This is a genomic window from Roseovarius salincola, assembly GCF_026891095.1.
In the GTDB taxonomy this organism is placed as follows: domain Bacteria; phylum Pseudomonadota; class Alphaproteobacteria; order Rhodobacterales; family Rhodobacteraceae; genus Roseovarius; species Roseovarius salincola.
The window spans coordinates 228791-248736 of sequence record NZ_JAPTNL010000002.1 but is presented as its reverse complement, the minus strand read 5'-3'; the positions used below and the strand labels follow the sequence as shown (position 1 = coordinate 248736).

Here is a 19946-nt window from a genome sequence, read left to right as displayed (position 1 = left end):
GTTTACTTTACCAGATAGGGTTTAGGTGTTGCATGCTGGGGTTCATGCAAACCATGCTCCACGGGGAAATCGCCCATCAGATAGGGATGCATCCCCTGGTTCTTGAGGTTCTGCAGGAACTGCCCGAACCCGCTCAGGTCGGCCATCTTGGGCACCTCCGCAAGACCCCGCAGATTCTGCTGGCCGATCTCGTCGATGATCGTCTGCAAGGGCTCCATCGGCGCCTCGATGAATTCGGCCATGGTCCAGATCCGGATCCGCGCCTTGGCCCAGGGCGAGCGCAACACATCTAGATGCTTGCTTTCGACCTGCTGCAGGCGCGCGGCCTCCTGCCGGATGTCGGCGAAATTCCTGTTCGATTTGAACAATGGCACCGCCCAGCTTCCCGAGATCACCGAGATCTGCGCATTCGGGTCCTTGGCAATTTCCCACTCGATATCCTCGATATGGTCGCGCGGCCCCATCTGGAAACATTGCCGCTCGCCCCTCGTGTTCCAGATCAGGCTCGCCAGAAACGCCCTCTTGTTATAGTCGCGCAAGGCCGCACTGTCCGAAAGTGCGCCATTCATCACCGTCTGGCCATCCGAGAACTCGGCCCGCTCCGGCGCAAACAAATGGCCATGCACCCGTGTGCCGGTGATCCGCGCAAGCCATTGCTCGAAATTCTCGAACAGGTCGCCAAATCCTTCGAAAACCGAATACTGCGCACAGGTCAGCCCGTTTTCGCGCCCTTCGACCGGAAAACGGCTCTGCATGTAAAGGCCGGGCCGCCCGCGCGTGCGCCGCTCTACAGCCTTGGAGAAGATGCGGTCGATCTTGCCGGGATTGGGTTCCGTGCGCTTCATCGCGCCGGCATTGTCGCTCATGAAGGCATCATAAAGCCGGTTTGCAAAAGGCCATATCTTGCGGGCGACAAAACAGTCGGAGCGCCGCAAAAGCTGAAGATGATCGTCATAGAAGATATGCGGCTTTCCCTGGTAGTCGAACTTCGAAAGCGTCAGCGAACGGCTTTCGATCTGTAGGGAATACTGCCGCGCGAGCGTCTGGAAATAGCTTTCATCGGGGATCCACACGCGCCGGAAATATGCGTCATAGACATGCCGGTCAGGGTCCGAAAGGATCGCCGAAAGGGTCTGGCGCGTCAGGCACCACCATTGGCTGCCCATATGCGGCACAAGCCCGTTGGGGATGCGCCGCCTGAAGCCAAGGCGGCGTTGCAAATACACGTATTTGTCGAACAGGTAGCGATGCTTGCGCCACGAGAACGGGAAGCGCAACGTGAACCGTTCATGGTCAAGGCCCCCCATCGTCCAGGGCACATCGGCGGTGGTGGCGGATTCGATGAAATCGGTCTGCGGTCGCTCGGCCAGATAGTCGATCAGCTCCTGCACCGGCCTCAGCGGCAGGCACGATCCCGACGCCAGATAGACATGCCGCACATCCTCGAACTCATGCAGCATGAGCTGGCCCGCGCTTTGCGTCGCGGCCACCAGGCCCCATGTGCCCCATTCACAGCGATGCCGCTTGCAGAAACGGACATCGGGCAGATCGGAAAGCGCGCTGACGAATGCGTTATAGGTCTTGGCCGGGACGGATTTGTCGGCATGGATCACAAGCGGGCAACCGGCCGCCGCCCAGTGGCGCGCGACCTGCTCGGCACGGTCAAACGCCGTATGAACCAACATGATGATACCGACACTCACCGCCCGCCGCCCTTTTTAAGCCCAGTTCCCCTTGGACATCAGCCCGAGAATTTCCAGTTGCCGCCAGTTTATATACTTTTCAGACCATTTGCACCAAAGGTCTGGGTTATCCTTAAGGTTGTCATAATATGCCTTGTATTCGATACTGGCCGCATAGTGCTGTTTGCGCTCCAGCTCCTCCTCGGCCTTCGCCGCGAATGTGTCCAGGAACTTGGCGTGCAGCAGAACGCCGCTCGCCTTTTCGCCGCCAAGCGTATCATATGTCTGGTTCAATCCGCGCGGCAACAGCATGTGGGTCGAACTGACATAGGCATAGCGCCGGTCCCATTTCACCAGCGGTATCTTGTTGAGCGCCGGGGCCTTGGCCGGCGTGTCGGGAAAGAACACCCTGGCCCGTGGCCCGCCCTGGATCCACAGGTTGCCGAAGGCCGGGTTCTTCTGGATCAGGTAGTTGCCTGGATCGAACCAGGATGCGATCTCCATCGGGTTCTGACCCACCCGGTAGGGCACCGCGTCCATCCGCCCCTTGGGATACATATCCAGCAACATCGCCCCGAACGAGCGAAGCTGCGACACATCCAGCCAATCGGTCAGCGCGCGGATCGGACGGGTATCGCAGAACGGATAGACGAAGAATTCGTCGGGATCGACCACCAGCGACCAGTGCCCATGGCCGTATTTCGCCTGCACCCAGTTCAGCCAGTCAACACCGAAGCGCGACGCCTTGTAACTGGCCTTGGTCGTCCAAAGCGACACATCCGGCTGATCGGCCAGGTATTCCCGGCCCCCATCCCGACTGTCGTTATCCACCATCAGGAAATGCGAAACCCCAAGGTCACGATAGTATTTCAGGAAATAGGGCAGGCGCACATGTTCGTCGCGAAAGGTCGAGAACAAAAGGATATCGCCCGCCCGGATGTTCCCGGTGCGGTTTTCGACCGGGGTCAGCGAGAAATGCTTGCGCCAGGCACGGATCTTCGCCCGTTTGCGCTTGAGGCGCATGCGATATGACTGCAAAAGGCTCAAACCCTGCCTCTCTGCTGGTTATTCTTGTTTCTGGCACTGCTCTGCTCGCTTAACATACTATTTTTCCAGACCGAAAATAAACCTGTGCCGTTCTTCCCTGCTTCATGCCTGCGGTCAATCCTAAACCCACCCCCCTCTCGACATCAGCCCCATCGCCTCAAGCTGGCGCCAGCTGATAAACCGGGTCGACCCCTCGCACCAAAGATCCGGGTTAGCGATCAGCCCGTCATAGTAGGTCTCGTAAAGCTCGCTATTGGCGAAATGCTCGCGCCGTTCCTTTTCCTCGGCGGATTTCTCGACAACGACATGGAGGAACTTGCTGTGCAGCAGCACGCCCGACAGCATCTCGCCGCCCTTTTCGCAATAAACCCTGTTCAGACGCCGCGGCAGGAGTGAATGGGTCGAGCTGACATAGGCGAAACGGCGGTTCCATTTGACAAGGGGTGTCTTGCCCATCGTCGGGGCCTGGCGCGGGCGATCAGCAAAGAAATACCGGGCACGCACCCCGCCCTGCACCCAGAGGTTCTGAAGGTCCGGCTTCTTCTGCATCACGTAATTGCCGCCATCAAACCAGCAAAGCTGCCGGAACGGATCGTCCCCCGGCCGGTATGTCTGTGCCTTGAGCGGCCCCTTGGGATACATGTCCAGCATCAACGCACCAAAGGATTGCCGGTCATTGGCCTCCAGCCAACCGGTCAGCGCACGCAGCGAACGGGTATCGTGATGCGGGTAGATGAAGGTCTCGTCGGCATCCAGCGTCAGGCACCAATGGCCATGCGCGTGGCGGATCTGAAGCCAGGTCAGCCAGTCCATGCCAAAGCGCGACAGCTTGTAACTATGCGACGTCGACCAAAGCGAAACGTCGGGCTGCGCGGCCAGGTACTCCCGCGTGCCGTCATCGCTGCCGTTATCGACGATCAGGAAATGATCGACGCCCAGTTGCCGGTGATGCGTCAGGAAATGCGGCAGGCGCACGATCTCGTTGCGCACCGTCGCCGCCGCAAGGATCGCATCGCGGGCAATCTCTCCGGTGCGGTCGGCGACCGCTGTCAGCTGATGGCGCTTGCGCAGCGCACGATACAGCAGCCGCCGCCGCTTCCATCGCAGCCGATAGGCAATACCCGCTTCCCTGAGCAACTCCATATCGCTCTGCCTGACCTGTACCAACCGCCCGGAGACTCGGTTTTATTTGGCGTAATGTCCAGTTTGATGCCACCGCCAGGCATCGCCGATCATCTGATCCAGCGTCGACCGCCCGGGGGTCCAGCCCAGCTCGGAAACCGCGCGCGTCGATCCTGACACCAGTTTTGTGCAGTCCCCCGGCCGGCGCAGCCCCTCGACGACGGGCACCTCGCGCCCGGTGATCGCGGCGGCGCGGTCGATGACCTCGCGCACCGAAAACCCGCTGCCCGTTCCAAGGTTGAACGCGCGGCTCCCCTTGTTCTCTTCAAGCCATTTCAGACCCTGAACATGCGCATCCACCAGATCCATCACATGCACATAATCCCGGATGCAGGTCCCGTCCGGGGTATCGTAATCGGTCCCGAAAATGGTCAGCGCATCGCGCTTGCCGTCAACCGCATCAAGGATCAGCGGCACAAGATGCGTCTCGGGTTGGTGGAATTCACCCACCTCGGCCTCGGGATCGGCGCCCGCTACGTTGAAATAGCGAAAGATCACATTGCGCAGCCCGTAGGCCGCCTCGAAGTCTCGCAGGATGTCCTCGACCGCGCGCTTGCTGGAACCATAGGCGTTGATCGGGTGGCGCGCACTGGTTTCGTCCAGCACCACATTGTCCTGATCGCCATAGGTCGCGCAGGTGGACGAGAACACCACGTCAAGGCAGCCCGCCTGCACCGCCGCCTGAAACAGCGTCAGCGACCCCGCGACATTGTTATGCCAGTATAGGCCGGGCTCGCGCATGCTTTCGCCGACCTGGCTCAGAGCGGCGAAATGCAGAATCGCCGTGGGCTGGTAGGCCGCGAAAATCTGGTCAAGCCGTTCACGGTCGTTCAGATCACCCTTCTCGAACGGGCCGAACTGTACCGCATCCTCCCAGCCGGTGCTCAGATTGTCATATGTCACCGGCGTATAGCCGGCAGCCTGCAACGCCTTGCAGGCATGGGAGCCGATATACCCGGCACCCCCCGTGACAAGGATGTTGGTCAAAGCCGACCCTCCGCGAGATTACTGCGCTGCTTTCTCGGAATACATGATATCGCTGAGAAAAGCCCACAGATCGTCGCGCAGATCCTCCCGCGCCAGCGCGAAAGCGACGGTCGCCTGCAGGAAGCCCGATTTCGAACCGCAATCAAAGCGCTGCCCGTCGAAACGGAATCCATATACCTCTTCGCCACTGTCCCTTGCGTCGGCAATCGCATCGGTCAGCTGGATCTCGCCCCCGGCGCCGGTCCGCTTCTTGTTGAGCATCTTCAGAACCGTCGGCGTCAGGATGTAACGCCCGATCACCGCCAGGTTCGACGGCGCCTCGCCCTGCTTGGGTTTCTCGACCATACCCTTGGTCGACACGATGCGCCCCATATCTTCCTTGATATCCAGAATTCCGTAGGACGAGGCCTGCTCGTCAGGCACTTCCATCGCTGCGACGATGTTGCCCTGGGTCTCCTCGAACGCCTCGACCATCTGCGACAGGCACGGCTTTTCGGCGGCGATCACGTCATCGGGCAGGATCACGGCAAAGGGCTCGTTCGCGATCAGGTGACGCGCGCACCACACGGCATGGCCCAGCCCCAGCGGCTTGTGCTGGCGGACATAGGCGATCTGGCCGCTGTCCATGTTGGTGCTTTTCAGCAGTTGCAGAAGATCATCCTTGCCCTTCTTGCGCAGCTCCTGTTCAAGCTGCGGCGCAAGGTCGAAATAATCCTCAAGCGCGCCCTTGCCGCGCGAGGTGACGAAAAGGAAATCCTTGATCCCGGCCTCGCGTGCCTCGTCGATCGCATACTGGACCAACGGGCGATCAACCAGGGTCATGATCTCCTTGGGGACCGATTTCGTCGCTGGCAGAAATCGTGTTCCAAGCCCGGCGACCGGGAAAATTGCTTTTGTTACTTTCTTCTTCATGACTGCTCCCGACTGTTTACCTAACATGGCCGATCTATAAGCCACTCAGGAACTCGTTGCATTGATTAATGCTCAAATATGAAAATTTCTGGGCCTCGCTGCGACAATCGCGGCATCGGACCCAAAAACACTCATTCAGCCTTCATTTGACCCATCATGGTCTCGATCCGCAAGACATCTTCGGGATTATTCAATTCCCAGAACTGTCTGCCGCGCGATTCGACCTCGACACAGCGCACGGCATGGCCATTTTCAAGGAACCTTAGCTGTTCAAGCCCCTCAAGCCGCTCCAGCTCGCCTTCCGGCCAGCTCGGATAGGCCGCCAGCGCCGCCGCGCGATAGGCATAGACCCCCACATGATGGAACACCGGCGTCGGATCGTCGTCGCCATATGAATCCGACGTGAAGGGAATCACCTCCTTGGAAAAATAAAGCGCATGCCGCCGGGCATCGAACACCGCCGTCGTTCCGCCCACCCGTCCTGCGCGGCGATCCTCAAGAAACCCGTTCAGTGCCCGTCCATCGCAACGCAGGACCGGCGTCGCCATGCTGGCGTCAGGGTCATCGGCCAATTGCCCGATCAACGCCTCGACAAACCAATGCGGCGTCAGCGGCGCATCGCCCTGAAGGTTCACGACAATCTCATGCCCCCCGCCAAGCGCCGCGTGGGCCTCGGCGCAGCGTTCGGTGCCGTTGCGGCAGGTTTCGGATGTCATCACCACATCTGCGCCGAAACCCTCGGCGGCCTGCCGGATACGTTCATCATCCGTCGCCACCACGACCCGCACATCGCCTAAGACCTGCTCCGCGGCCTCCCAGCTTCTCTGGATCAGACTCTTGCTGATTCCGGTCGCGCCCGTCAGCTCGACCAGTGGCTTGCCGGGATAACGGCTTGAAGCGTATCGCGCCGGGATGACGATCAGAACCGTCATCACCCGCCCTTCAGATCGACGCCCGGCGCATAGGCGATGAAGAACGGGTTCGCGAACCCGTCCTTGCCATAGTGCAGCGGCGTGTGGTCATCGAAACGCACCACCTGCCCGCCGGCACCATGCAGCACAGCCTGCCCGGCGGCAGTATCCCATTCCATTGTGCGCCCGAGACGCGGATAAAGATCCGCCTCGCCCGTCGCCACCAGGCAGAACTTGAGCGACGATCCCGCGCTGGTCATGTCCTTGATGCCGTATTTGGCGATATAATCATCTGTAGCCTGATCGCGGTGCGATTTGCTGGCCACGACCATCAGCGCAGCGTTATCGGGCTCGGACACCCGGATCGCGCGCAGCTTGCCGACGGTGTCCTTGTCGAACGGTCCTTCTTCCTCGACCGTCGATCCATCGGCCTGCGTGAAGAACATGCGCTCGCGGGCAGGCGCATAGACCACGCCGCGCACCGGCACGCCATTTTCCACGTAGGCGATGTTGACGGTAAAGTCGCCGCGCCGGTTGATGAACTCCTTGGTGCCGTCCAGCGGGTCGACGATCAGGAACGAGTCGACGTTCTGCCCATGCGACTCCGCCTGCTCTTCGGTCACCAGCGCAACATCGGGAAATGCAGCCCGCAGCCCCGCCGAGATCAGCGCATCCGCCGCCTCGTCGGCCTCGGTAACGGGGCTGTCATCGGATTTCACCTTCACGTCGAAATCGTCGGCGTTGTAGATGTCCATGATCCGGTCGCCCGCCGTCAAAGCCAGTCCCCGCATGACTTCGACAAGTCTCTCGTAATCCAATGTGATACTCCTGCTTACATTATCCGCGGCATGTTCACCGCAGGTTGATCGAACGCTTGCCGCCCCTTATGATACGCTGCTAACGGGACGGCAAGAAATCCGTGCGAGAAATCAACAGGCGGTCAGCGGCGGTTAGATGTTTCACAAAGTCACGTCCAGAAGTGGCCTGCAATCGGCCTTAGCGATTGCGGAGCTTGTATATCATGCGACGGTCCGGTCTGTTCGCAAGTCGCATGGCAATGCGTTCATGGCGCTGTTCAACAACATCCTGACAGCCGTCATTTTCGTTCTCGCCTTCTACATCATGTTCTGGGCGCTCGGCCTGAAAAGCGCCCGCATTCGCGGCGACTTCCTGCTCTACATGATGACGGGGATTTTCCTGTTCCTGACCCACATCAAGGCGCTTGGCGCCGTCGTCGGCGCCGAGGGGCCATCCTCACCGATGATGCAGCACGCGCCGATGAACACGATCATATCCGTGACGGCGGCGGCGCTCGGTTCGCTTTATATCCAGGTGCTGTCGATGTTCGTGATCCTGTTCGTCTATCATGTCGGGTTCACCCCGTTCGAGATCGCGGAGCCGATCGGGGCCTTCGCAATGCTGCTCCTCGCCTGGTTCACGGGCGTCTCGATCGGGCTTGTTCTTCTGGCGATCAAACCCTGGGCGCCGGGTTTCGTCTCGATCTTCACCACCATCTACCAGCGTGCCAACATGATCGCCTCGGGCAAGATGTTCGTCGCCAATTCGCTGCCACCCTTCATGCTCTCGATGTTCGACTGGAACCCGCTTTTTCACGCCATCGACCAGTGTCGCGGCTTCACCTTCATCAACTACTTCCCGCGCAACTCATCGTTGGAATACCCCCTCACCGTCGCGGTGGTGCTTCTGCTTCTCGGCATGATGGGCGAATTCTATACCCGCCAATATGCATCCAAAAGCTGGGAATCCCGGCGCTGAGCGCGCTCAATCCACGACCCTGAGCGTCAGGTTGATCCGCCCTCCGCCCTCCAGCAGCGCCGAGGAACCGGGCCTGATACGGTCGACCCCGTGATAGACCAGTCGCGCATCGCCCCCCATCACCACCACGTCGCCCGACTCCAGCCAAAGTGATTCGGTCTTGCCGCCCCTTGTGGTGTTGCCGATCCGGAACAGCGCGGAATCCCCCAGCGACACCGACAATACCGGCCAGCCGAAATCAGCCTCGTCACGGTCCTGGTGCATCCCCATCTTCGCGCCGTCGCGATAAACATTCACAAGACAGCAATCCGGCAGCCGCGCATCACTCACCAGATCGCGCCAGATCCTCAGCACCTCCTCGGGGATCGGCGGCCAGTCCTGCCCGTCCGGGTGGCGCGGCTCATAGCGGTATCCCTTGCGGTCGGCATACCACCCATAGCGCCCCGCCGATGTCATCCGGACCGTCATCGCCTTGCCATAGGGCGTCATCGGTGAAAACAACGGCGCGCGGCGCACCACCTCGCGCAGGGCCGTGACCAGGGCTTCCTGCGTCGCCCGATCCAGCGCGCCCTTGTAGATCTCCACCCCCCGCACCATCAGCGTCGGTTCCGTCATGTTGCACCCCTCTCGGACAGCTCTTCCCTTGAATTAAACACAGAATCCCGAATTCCACCCCTCCGGGCCGCTTGCAGGGCCAGTTCCGCCTGCCTATATACCCGCAAAGCGCGGACCATGGCCTGCCGTGGCCCGCTCCAAGATCGGAGGCCCGGTGCCAGAACGGGTCGGGCGTCCGGAACATCGCCTTAATAGAGAAGGGATCGAAAAACATGTCCAAAGTCATTGGTATTGACCTCGGAACCACCAACAGCTGCGTCGCCATCATGGACGGCAGCCAAGCCCGCGTCATCGAAAACTCCGAAGGCGCCCGCACGACGCCCTCGATCGTGGCCTTCGCCGAAGGCGAACGCCTTGTCGGTCAGCCCGCCAAGCGCCAGGCCGTGACCAACCCCGAGAACACCATCTTCGGCGTCAAGCGCCTGATCGGCCGTCGCGTCGACGACAGCGACCTGGCCAAGGACAAGAAGAACATGCCGTTCAACGTCATCGACGGCGGCAACGGCGACGCCTGGGTCGAGGCCCGCGGCGAAAAATACAGCCCCTCGCAGATTTCTGCCTTCATCCTCGGCAAGATGAAGGAAACCGCAGAAAGCTATCTGGGCGAGGAAGTGACCCAGGCGGTCATCACCGTTCCGGCCTATTTCAACGACGCTCAGCGTCAGGCGACCAAGGACGCCGGCAAGATCGCCGGCCTCGAGGTGCTGCGCATCATCAACGAGCCGACGGCCGCCGCGCTGGCCTACGGTCTCGACAAGAAGGAAACCCAGACCATCGCGGTCTATGACCTTGGCGGCGGCACCTTCGACGTGACCATCCTCGAGATCGACGACGGCCTGTTCGAGGTGAAGGCCACCAACGGCGACACCTTCCTTGGCGGTGAAGACTTCGACATGCGAATCGTCAACTACCTGGCCGACGAGTTCAAGAAAGAGCACGGCGTCGACCTGACCAAGGACAAGATGGCTCTCCAGCGCCTGAAAGAGGCCGCCGAGAAAGCCAAGATCGAACTGTCCAGCAGCTCACAGACCGAGATCAACCAGCCATTCATCTCGATGGGCTCGGACGGTCAGCCGCTGCACATGGTCATGAAACTGACCCGTGCCAAGCTTGAAAGCCTGGTGGGCGACCTGATCAAAGCCTCGATGAAGCCCTGCGCCGCGGCCCTCAAGGATGCCGGCATCTCTGCTGGCGAGGTTGACGAGATCGTCCTCGTCGGCGGCATGACCCGCATGCCCAAGGTTGTCGAGGAAGTGACCAAGTTCTTCGGCAAGGAACCCCACAAGGGCGTGAACCCCGATGAGGTCGTCGCAATGGGCGCAGCCATTCAGGCCGGCGTGCTGCAAGGCGACGTCAAGGACGTGGTGCTGCTTGACGTGACACCGCTGTCCCTTGGCATCGAAACGCTTGGCGGTGTCTTCACCCGCCTGATCGACCGCAACACGACGATCCCGACCAACAAGTCGCAGATTTTCTCGACCGCCGAGGACAACCAGAGCGCCGTGACGATCCGCGTCTTCCAGGGCGAACGTGAAATGGCGGCCGATAACAAGCTTCTGGGTCAGTTCAACCTTGAAAACATTCCGCCCGCACCGCGCGGCATGCCCCAGATCGAGGTGACATTCGACATCGACGCCAACGGCATCGTCTCTGTTTCGGCCAAGGACAAGGGCACCAACAAGGAACAGAAGATCACGATCCAGGCGTCGGGCGGCCTGACCGAGGAAGACATCGAGAAGATGGTCAAGGAAGCCGAGGAGAACGCCGAATCCGACAAGGCGCGCCGCGAGCTGATCGAATCTAAGAACCAGGCCGAAAGCCTGATTCATTCGACCGAGAAGTCGCTGGAAGAGCACGCCGACAAGGTCGACCCGACCACCGTCGAGGCGATCGAACTGGCTGTCGCCGCCCTCAAGGACGACCTCGAGAAAGACGACGTGACCGCCGAAAAGGTCAAGGCGGGCATCCAGAATGTCACCGAGGCCGCCATGAAACTGGGCGAGGCGATCTACAAGGCCCAGACCGAGGAAGGCGAAGGTGAGCCCAGTGCCGCTGATCAGGGCGGTTCGGGCGACGATGATATCGTCGACGCCGACTTCGAGGATCTTGACGACGACAAGCGTTCGTAAGGCACCTGACGGGACCAAAAGGGCCGGTCCGATTTTTGGGCCGGCCCTGCGTGTTCCAGCAAAAGGAGATCCCCGATGGCCAAACGCGACTATTACGAAGTGCTCGGCGTATCACGGGGCGCGTCGGCGGATGAAATAAAGAAGGCCTATCGCACCAAGGCGAAGGAACTTCACCCCGACCGCAACAACGACAACCCTAACGCCGAATCCCAGTTCAAGGAAGCTGGCGAAGCCTATGACGTCCTGAAGGACCCGGAAAAGAAAGCCGCCTATGACAGGTTCGGCCACGCCGCATTCGAAGGCGGCATGGGCGGCGGTGGCGGCCCGCGTCCGGGCGGCGGCTTTGGCGGCGCCCAGGGTCAGGGCGATTTCGCCTCGGCCTTTTCGGATGTGTTCGACGACCTGTTCGGCGATTTCATGGGCGGCGGGCGCGCAGGCGCCGGGCGGCAGCGCGCCTCGCGCGGCTCTGATCTGCGCTACAATCTGCGTGTCACCCTCGAAGACGCCTATACCGGCATCCAGAAAACCATCAACGTGCCGACATCCGTCGCCTGCGACGCCTGCAGCGGCACCGGCGCCGAGGGCGGCTCCGAGCCCACCACATGCCCCACCTGTTCGGGCATGGGCAAGGTGCGCGCGCAGCAGGGTTTCTTCACGGTCGAACGCACCTGCCCCACCTGTTCGGGGCTGGGCCAGATCATCAAGAACCCCTGCAAGAGCTGCCATGGCCAGGGCCGCGTCGAAAAGGATCGCGCGCTCAACGTCAATATCCCGGCGGGCGTCGAAACCGGCACCCGGATTCGCCTTGCCGGCGAAGGCGAGGCCGGAATGCGCGGCGGTCCTGCGGGCGACCTCTACATCTTCATCGAGGTCGCAAAGCACGACATATTCGAGCGTGAGGATAACAACCTCTTCTGCCGCGTGCCCGTGTCGATGACCGACGCCGCCCTTGGCGGCGATATAGAGGTGCCCACCATTGACGGTGGCCGCTCGCGCGTGAAGATCCCCGGCGGGTCGCAATCGGGCCGTCAGATGCGACTACGCAACAAGGGCATGCCCTCGCTGCGCGGTGGTGGTCATGGCGACATGTTCATCGAACTGGCCGTGGAAACCCCTGTTAACCTGACCAGCCGCCAGAAAGAGATTCTGCGCGAGTTCGATTCGCTCTCCGAGGACAACAACCCCGAAAGCAAAAGCTTCTTTTCCTCCGTGAAAAGTTTCTGGGACGGCATGAAGGGCTGAACCAAGCCGACGGCGCCCGCCGCCGTCGCTGATTTCGTCTCAATATTCAGGCCAGAAGGGCGCACCGGTGGTGCGCCCTTTTTTCTTTGTGCCGCGGCAAATCGTTAATGCCCGACATACCGACACGATACCGACATGATACCGACGTGATACCGAAGCCGGATTCAGGGCTTCGTTAACCTTTTTCTAACTCTCTGCGGGCAGGCTCTTTCGCATGTCCGACCCGCACGCATTCTCTGAAATGACCTTGCCGCTCTTCGGCGCCGAACCGGCCCCGGCCGCGCCAGCCACAGCGCGACTGCCCTCCTATATCCGCGATCACCGCCGACGCCTTCGCGAACGCTTCCTCACCGGCGGCGCCGCCGCCATGCCCGATTACGAGCTGCTGGAACTCGTCCTGTTCCGGGCTATTCCCCGCCGTGACGTCAAGCCTCTGGCGCGTGAACTCATTGATAAGTTTGGGGATTTCAACCACATCCTCTCGGCGCCGATCCATCAGCTGCAAGAGGTGTCGGGCATCGGCGACGCCGTGATATGCGAGCTCAAGATCGTTGAGGCGGCGGCGCACCGCCTGTCACGCGCGCGGGTCATGCAGCGGCAGGTGATCTCGTCCTGGGATGCCCTGCTGGACTATTGCCACACCACGATGGCGCATCGCGAGACCGAACAGTTCCGGGTGTTCTACCTCGATCGCAAGAACATCCTGATCGCCGACGAAGCACAGGCCAGCGGCACTGTAGATCACGTCCCGGTCTACCCCCGCGAGGTCGTGAAACGCGCCCTTCAGCTGAACGCCAGTGCCTTGATTATGGTGCATAATCACCCCTCGGGCGATCCCACACCATCCGAGTCCGATATCGCCATGACCACCCGCGTTCAGGCCGCCGCGGACGCCCTCGGCATCACGCTGCACGACCACATCATCATCGGCAAATCCTGCGAACTCAGCTTTCGTTCAGCCGGCTATCTCTAGCGCACCCAGACCTCCACACGCCGGTTGACCTGTCGGCCCCACTCGCTGTCATCGCACGCCATCGGCATGGCCTCGCCAAACGCCTCTGTCTCGATCGCGATCCGCGACAGGTTCGCCGTCTCGGCCGCATCGCTCACCGCGCTGCGCACCGCCTCCGCCCGGCGCATGGCAATCTTGCGATTGCTCTCGGCAGCCCCTTCACCATCGCTGAACCCAACGAAAACAATCCGTCTGGCGTCATAGACCCCGATCTCCATCGAGCGTGCCAACTGTTGCACATTCGAGCGCGACTGCGCATCCAGGCGCACTGATCCGGCCTCGAATCGAAAAGTCGTCGTCAGCCGCTTCAGCGGCGACAACACCCGGACCATGCGCTGTAGCTCCGCCAGATCCACCTCATCGCCCGCCTGCGCTATGGCATTCGCAAAACGGTCCCCTTGGGCGTTGATCACGATCTCCTCGGGGGCCTGGTCCACGAACCCGGCCCGGCGCACCACCAGCTGCGCCGACGGGTCGCGCAGATAGGTCAGGAAATCGCGCACAAGCCGGGGAAAACGGCGCGTGGGCAAGTAAAGGAACAGCGGCGCCGTCAGAGGGTAGTCCTCGGTCTTGACCGCGCGGCGCGTCGCCCTGAGCGAAAACCCGCAGGTGCCCTCCAGCGCCAGTTCCCATGTGTTGCCCGTCTCCGAACGGCTGGTCACGCCGAGGCCGAACGGATCGCGTTCAAGCGCCTCGACCAACGCCAAACCGTCTTCATGCCGCTTTGCCTGATCGATCAGGGTCGCTCCCACCGGGCTCAGCAACCGATCCACCGTCGCCTGCCCCAGCCCTGACCGTTCACTGACCACATGCACCGTTATCGGCGCGTCCGGCCCGCCCAGTTCGGACCAGTTGGAAATCTCGCCGGACAAGACCTGCGCGAGCTGCGGTGTCGTAATCCCCTGCACCGGGTTGCTGGCGGCAACCACCGGCACCAGCGCATCCAGCGCCACGATCCGGCTGCGCCCGCTTGCCGCCAGATCGCCCATGCCCGCCGCGCGCGCATGCGTGCGCTCGGACCGGCGCACCTCGCGCAGTGACATCACCATATCCGCCTCGTTGGCCAGAAGGTCAGCAAAACCCTCATCGGTATTCGAGAGCCTGAGTGTGAACTCCCCGAGCAGCGCGCCCGACCGGGACTCGGTCAGCGAAAACCGGATCTGGCGTCCATCCAGATCCGTGCGTTCAAGGTCATACTCGTGGCGAATGGCAAAGGCTTCCAGCAGCGCAGGCATCAGCACGCGCCCGATCACCGGCGCGCCAGACAGCGTCACACGTGCAACGTAATTCTCAAGGTTCGGGCATCCCGGCCCTTCACACAGCACCCCGGATCCGTCCACCGTCAGCTCCCCATAGACAGTGTCGACGCGGTAGAACTCGCCGTCATACCCAAGAAGGTTTCCCGAAATCTCGACATCGCCGTCGCGCGAGGTCAGGGTCACATCCTGCGCGACAACGGGCGGGGCCCAGGCAAAAACACATAGTGCGGCGATGATCGCCGCACGCACAAATGGCATCAGTCGCCCCCCGATTGCTGCGGATTACTTCCGCGCGATCTTCAGGTCATTGACGAGGTTTTTCAACACCAGAAAATCGCCTGTGGCGTCGCAGCCCGGCAGGGCAAGAACAAGATCCTGCACCAAGGGTTTCCCACCGGCTGAAATCTCGATGGTCTGTGCCTCTATATCACGGCCGCAATTCTGCTGTGTCACTTCGGCCTCGACGCTCAGCACGACATCGCCCTCACGCTCGGTCAACCCGACGGGAAAGGTGTACACCTCGGCCATTTGTGCCTTGCCCAGCCCGTTCAGACCGTGGCGAGTCACGAACCCGCCCTCACCTTGGGCGGCGGCGGCCATGTCACGCGGAGCCTCTGCCCAGACATGCCCCTCATCGCCATATCCCGCACCATATTCCAGCGCGTGAATCTGCAAGCCGCTCTGCCCCTGCCATTGAACGACGACGCGATCATAGTAATCCGTCGACGTCACGACAGCGGACGCAACCGCGCCTTCGCCATTCGTGAAGGATACCATGTAGACCGCGCTTTGCGTCAGCGCAGGAACGACCAGGCGTTTCTGTCCATCCTCATCTGTGGCTTGGGTGAACATCATGCCATGATGATGAAGCGTAAAGCGTTCATTCGCCATGCAGGGCGCATTCAAGGTCAGCTCCACCATGGCCGCGGCAACAGGTTTGGCCTCTAGCAACGTCTCGCAGGAAAATGCTGGTGCAGGCTCTTCTGCGGGCAGCGCCGTGACAGGCCGCTCGTCGAACGCCGCAGGGACAATCTCTGCGCGCGCGACAGGCGCGCTCGGCAAGGGCGCCGGTTGTGGGGCGAATTGCGGCGGGACCGGTGCCGAGGTGGAGACGATGTTGGTCACGGGAAGCGGCGCGTCCTCATCGGTATTCGCAACCGACAGCTCGACAGGTGACGCGGCGACCTGATCGGGGGTTCCCGCCATGCTCTGCACAATGAAACCGGCTCCAAGCGCGCAAATGAAAGTGCCGCCTGCCATTGCGATACGCTTTGTCTTGGACATAGTCCCGCCTCCTGATTTCACGCCAGAGTGACGATACTCTAGTCAGGAAAAGCGGCGTCTCTATGGCGCGCTCACGGTGTCAATTGGACGAGGCAGAGTCGTACCTCAGCGTCAAGATACCCTGTATCAGAGCCTGATCCGGCGCACCGGTTCAGGCGAGGCGACCGTGACAATGCTTGAACTTCTTGCCCGAACCGCAGGGGCAAGGCTGATTTCGGCCCGGATTACCCCAGGTGGCGGGGTCATTTTCGTCAAAGCCGGGCACGACTGCCCCTTCAACAGCGCCCAGGGACGAATCGTCCGGCCCTTGCGTCTTGGCCGCCGCTTCCATCGCCTCGCGCTGTTGAGTGATCTCTTGCATCATGGCCTGTTGCTCTTCTTCGGTCATGGGGCGGATCTGCGAGAGCTTCTGGGTCACGTCTTGGCGCAGGCTGTCCAGCATGGTTTCGAAAAGCTGGAAGGACTCATTCTTGTATTCATTGAGCGGGTCGCGCTGCGCATAGCCACGGAAACCCACGACGCTGCGCAGGTGCTCCAGCGTCAGAAGATGCTCGCGCCACTTGGCGTCGATGGTTTGCAGCAGGATCTGCTTTTCGATCGAGCGCATGTTCTCGCGGCCAAAGGCGGCGGCCTTCTGCGCCATCATCTCGTCGGCGGCCTTCTCAAGGCGTTCGACGATGTCTTCGTCATCGACGCCCTCTTCATCGGCCCATTCGGCGATCGGCTGGTCCAGGTTCAATTGCTCGACCACCGCATCATGCAGGCCCTGGGTATCCCATTGGTCTGCATAGGTCTTGGGCGGCATGTAGGTATCGACCAGATCGTCGATCACCTCGTTGCGCATGTCCTGCACGATTTCGGACAGATCGGCAGCCTTCATGATATCAAGCCGCTGCTTGAAGATCACCTTGCGCTGCTCGTTCATCACGTCATCGAATTTCAACAGCTGCTTGCGGATGTCAAAGTTGCGACCCTCGACCTTGGCCTGCGCGCGCTCCAGCGACTTGTTCACCCAAGGGTGGACAATCGCCTCGCCCTCTTTCATGCCCAAGGTCGCCAGCACCTTTTCCAGACGCTCCGAACCGAAAATCCGCATCAGATCGTCTTCAAGGCTGAGGAAAAAGGCCGACCGGCCCGGATCCCCCTGACGGCCCGAACGGCCGCGCAACTGGTTGTCGATGCGGCGGCTCTCATGGCGCTCGGTGGCCAGAACGAACAGCCCGCCGGCATCCTTCACCGCCTGTTCGCCCTCTGCATGCTCGGCCTCGATCCGTTTGCGGATCTCCTCGGGGTCGGCATCGGGACTGGCCTCCAGAGCCTCCATGATCGTGAAATCGAGATTGCCGCCCAGCTTGATGTCGGTGCCGCGCCCAGCCATGTTGGTGGCAATCGTGACCGCCCCCAGCTTGCCGGCATCGGCCACGATCTGCGCCTCTTTCTCGTGCTGGCGGGCGTTGAGGACGTTGTGCTTGACCCCCGCCTGCGTCAGCAGCGCGCTGAGCATCTCGGACTTCTCGATGGAAGTGGTGCCCACCAGGATCGGCTGGCCTTTCTCATGCGCCTCCTGGATCGTCTCGACGATTGCGTCGAACTTCTCCTTCGCGGTGCGATAGACTGCGTCGTCCTCGTCCAGACGCGCGATCGGCTTGTTGGTCGGGACCTCGACAACACCCAGCCCGTAAATCTCAGCAAATTCCTCGGCCTCGGTGGCGGCGGTCCCGGTCATGCCTGCCAGCTTGTCGTAAAGGCGGAAATAGTTCTGGAAGGTGACGCTGGCCAGTGTCACGTTCTCGGGCTGAATGTTGCAGCCCTCTTTGGCCTCGATAGCCTGATGCAAGCCATCCGACAGGCGCCGCCCCTGCATCATACGGCCGGTGAACTCGTCGATCAGCATCACCTCACCGTCACGGACAATATAATCCTTGTCCTTCTGGAACAGCTTGTGCGCGCGCAGACCCTGATTGACGTGGTGCACGATGGTCGTGCTTTCCGGGTCGTAAAGGGACTGCTCCTCCTCCAGCAAACCCTGCTCGTGCAGGATCTCTTCAAGGTATTCATTTCCCTCGTCGGTAAAGGTGACGTTGCGGGTCTTTTCATCGATCGTGTAATGCTCTTCGGTCAGCTCGGGAATGAGCTTGTCCACGGTCACGTAAAGCTCGCTGCGGTCCTGCGCCGGGCCGGAGATGATCAGCGGAGTGCGCGCCTCGTCGATCAGGATGCTGTCCACCTCGTCGACGATGGCATAGAAATGCCCCCGCTGGCTCATTTCCTCGAGCGAGGACTTCATGTTGTCGCGCAGATAGTCGAACCCAAGCTCGTTATTGGTGGCATAGGTCACATCCGCGGCATACGCGGCCTTCTTCTCGGCCTCGGGCTGCTGGGGATAGACGACGCCAGTGCTCAATCCCAAGGCACCGTAAACCTTGCTCATCCAGTCGGCGTCACGACGCGCCAGATAGTCGTTGACCGTAACGATATGCACATTCCCGCCGGTCAGTGCGTTCAGATAAGCGGGGAAGGTGGCGACCAGCGTCTTGCCTTCGCCCGTCTTCATCTCGCTGATATTGCCCTGATGCAGGAAGATCCCGCCCATCAGCTGCACATCGAACGCCCTGAGGCCAAGCGCCCGCTTGGCGGCCTCCCGGCAGTTGGCGAAGGCTTCGGGCAACAGCGCATCCAGCGCCTCGCCATCCTGCAACCGCTGCCTGAACGCCTGGGTCTTTTCGATCAGCCCCTCGTCGCTCAGCGCCTCGAATTCGGGTTCCAGCGCGTTGATCTGTTCGACCAGCGGGCGGGTCGCCTTGATCTTGCGGTCATTGGGGGTGCCGAAGATCTTTCTGGCGACAGTTCCGATACCCAGCATATTCTATCCGTTCCGGTGTTTGTGCATATCCGTGAGAGGCAATTGCTTGCCCCGCCTTCCGCACCACCCTAGAACGGGCACAGAATGGCGGTTTCTTGGTCCAGAGCCGATGTAAGGGGCCGCCGTATGAGTGTCAACGTCGCGCAACCGCGCGGCAACCAAAGCAGCAATGCAAAGGAAGGACCGCATGGCCATTCGTCACACCCTTTTCCCGGCTCTCGCACTGGTCGCCGCCACGGCCCTCGGACAGCCCGCCGCGGCTCAGGACAAACCCGACCCCGCGACCGTCGTGGCCACCGTCAACGGCACCGACATCACGCTTGGCCACATGGTCGCCCTGCGTGCCAGCCTGCCCGCGCAATACGGCCAGCTTCCTGCCGAGACCCTGTTCAACGGCATCCTGGACCAGCTGATCCAACAGACCCTGTTGATGCAGAACTTCGAAGGCGAGCTGTCGCGCCGCAGCCAGCTTCTGCTCGATAACGAGCGCCGCGCCATCATCGCCTCCGAAGCGATCGAAACCGTGATGAGCGACGAGTTGAGCGACGCCCAAATTCAGGCGGCCTATCAGGATCAATATGCCGGCGCCGAACCCGAGACCGAATACAAGGCCTCTCATATCCTTGTCGAAACCGAGGAAACCGCGCTCGACCTCCTCGCCCAGCTTGAGGACGGCGCCGATTTCGCGACGCTTGCGCGCGAAAACTCCACCGGCCCCTCCGCCAGCAGCGGCGGCGACCTTGGCTGGTTCGGCCCCGGCGTCATGGTCGAATCCTTTTTCGACTCCGTTGCCGCACTTGAACCCGGCGATGTGTCCCAGCCCGTTCAGACGCAGTTCGGCTGGCATGTGATCAAGTTGAACGACACGCGGATCAACGATGTTCCGGCGCTTGAAGACGTGCGCGCCGAACTCGAAGACAGCCTGCGGCAAGAAGCCTTCGACGCCCATGTCGCGGCCCTGACCGAGAAAGCGGAGATCGAACGCGCCAACACCGACGAATTCGATCCCGAAAGCATCGGTAACCTTGAGATTCTGGAGAACTGA

16 protein-coding genes are annotated in these 19946 nt (G+C 61.2%); 5 read left to right on the top strand and 11 right to left on the bottom strand.

Annotated elements, in window-relative coordinates; genetic code table 11:
- Positions 1-2 precede the first annotated feature (2 nt).
- The 7 genes from N5A93_RS03775 to cysQ all read right to left on the bottom strand — a co-directional run bounded on the left by N5A93_RS03775 (position 3) and on the right by cysQ (position 7539).
- Positions 3-1703 carry a DUF5927 domain-containing protein gene (locus N5A93_RS03775; RefSeq protein WP_268953728.1) on the bottom strand — a complete coding sequence of 567 codons (1701 nt, stop codon included), beginning with the start codon at positions 1701-1703 and terminating at the stop codon, positions 3-5.
- A gap of 15 nt (positions 1704-1718) precedes the next feature.
- Positions 1719-2705: a glycosyltransferase family 2 protein gene (locus N5A93_RS03770; protein WP_268953727.1), complete on the bottom strand. Its 987-nt coding sequence runs from the start codon at positions 2703-2705 to the stop codon at positions 1719-1721.
- A 144-nt stretch (positions 2706-2849) separates the two neighbouring features.
- Positions 2850-3872 carry a glycosyltransferase family 2 protein gene (locus tag N5A93_RS03765; RefSeq protein WP_268953726.1) on the bottom strand — a complete coding sequence of 341 codons (1023 nt, stop codon included), beginning with the start codon at positions 3870-3872 and terminating at the stop codon, positions 2850-2852.
- A gap of 42 nt (positions 3873-3914) precedes the next feature.
- Positions 3915-4898, bottom strand: a complete 984-nt coding sequence (gene galE, locus N5A93_RS03760; protein WP_268953725.1) for a UDP-glucose 4-epimerase GalE — start codon at positions 4896-4898, stop codon at positions 3915-3917.
- An 18-nt stretch (positions 4899-4916) separates the two neighbouring features.
- Positions 4917-5810: a UTP--glucose-1-phosphate uridylyltransferase GalU gene (gene galU / locus N5A93_RS03755; protein ID WP_268953724.1), complete on the bottom strand. Its 894-nt coding sequence runs from the start codon at positions 5808-5810 to the stop codon at positions 4917-4919.
- 131 nt (positions 5811-5941) lie between these two features.
- Positions 5942-6742 (bottom strand): 3-deoxy-manno-octulosonate cytidylyltransferase, encoded by an 801-nt coding sequence (locus N5A93_RS03750; RefSeq protein ID WP_268953723.1) that lies wholly within the window; start codon positions 6740-6742, stop codon positions 5942-5944.
- On the bottom strand, positions 6742-7539 hold the full coding sequence (gene cysQ, locus N5A93_RS03745) for a 3'(2'),5'-bisphosphate nucleotidase CysQ (RefSeq protein WP_268953722.1): 798 nt from the start codon (positions 7537-7539) through the stop codon (positions 6742-6744). Before cysQ ends, N5A93_RS03750 begins: the two co-directional genes overlap by 1 nt.
- Positions 7540-7675: 136 nt before the next feature.
- On the opposite strand from cysQ, the gene N5A93_RS03740 reads away from it, so the two are divergent.
- Positions 7676-8497, top strand: coding sequence for an ABC transporter permease (locus N5A93_RS03740; RefSeq protein ID WP_268953721.1), 822 nt, complete (start codon positions 7676-7678; stop codon positions 8495-8497).
- Positions 8498-8503: 6 nt separating this feature from the next.
- On the opposite strand, the gene N5A93_RS03735 is transcribed toward N5A93_RS03740, so the two are convergent.
- Positions 8504-9112, bottom strand: a complete 609-nt coding sequence (locus tag N5A93_RS03735) for an alpha-ketoglutarate-dependent dioxygenase AlkB family protein (RefSeq protein ID WP_268953720.1) — start codon at positions 9110-9112, stop codon at positions 8504-8506.
- Between the two features lie 212 nt (positions 9113-9324).
- Between N5A93_RS03735 and dnaK the strand changes: the two genes are divergently transcribed.
- The 3 genes from dnaK to radC all read left to right on the top strand — a co-directional run bounded on the left by dnaK (position 9325) and on the right by radC (position 13456).
- Positions 9325-11241, top strand: a complete 1917-nt coding sequence (gene dnaK / locus N5A93_RS03730) for a molecular chaperone DnaK (RefSeq protein WP_268953719.1) — start codon at positions 9325-9327, stop codon at positions 11239-11241.
- A gap of 75 nt (positions 11242-11316) precedes the next feature.
- Complete coding sequence (gene dnaJ, locus N5A93_RS03725) at positions 11317-12483, top strand: molecular chaperone DnaJ (protein ID WP_268953718.1); 1167 nt, start codon at positions 11317-11319, stop codon at positions 12481-12483.
- 214 nt (positions 12484-12697) lie between these two features.
- Positions 12698-13456 (top strand): RadC family protein, encoded by a 759-nt coding sequence (gene radC, locus N5A93_RS03720; protein WP_268953717.1) that lies wholly within the window; start codon positions 12698-12700, stop codon positions 13454-13456.
- Here radC and N5A93_RS03715 read toward each other — a convergent pair.
- The 3 genes from N5A93_RS03715 to secA form a co-directional block, all read right to left on the bottom strand.
- Positions 13453-15012 (bottom strand): substrate-binding domain-containing protein, encoded by a 1560-nt coding sequence (locus N5A93_RS03715; protein ID WP_268953716.1) that lies wholly within the window; start codon positions 15010-15012, stop codon positions 13453-13455. The two genes, radC and N5A93_RS03715, sit on opposite strands and share 4 nt — an antisense overlap.
- 24 nt (positions 15013-15036) lie before the next feature.
- A complete protein-coding gene (locus tag N5A93_RS03710; protein WP_268953715.1) occupies positions 15037-16038 on the bottom strand; it encodes a hypothetical protein in 1002 nt (333 codons plus the stop codon).
- Between the two features lie 151 nt (positions 16039-16189).
- Entirely contained in the window at positions 16190-18901 is a 2712-nt protein-coding gene (secA, locus tag N5A93_RS03705) for a preprotein translocase subunit SecA (protein ID WP_268953714.1), read from the bottom strand.
- A 187-nt stretch (positions 18902-19088) separates the two neighbouring features.
- Here secA and N5A93_RS03700 point away from each other — a divergent pair, with 187 nt between their 5' ends.
- Positions 19089-19946: a peptidylprolyl isomerase gene (locus N5A93_RS03700; protein ID WP_268953713.1), complete on the top strand. Its 858-nt coding sequence runs from the start codon at positions 19089-19091 to the stop codon at positions 19944-19946.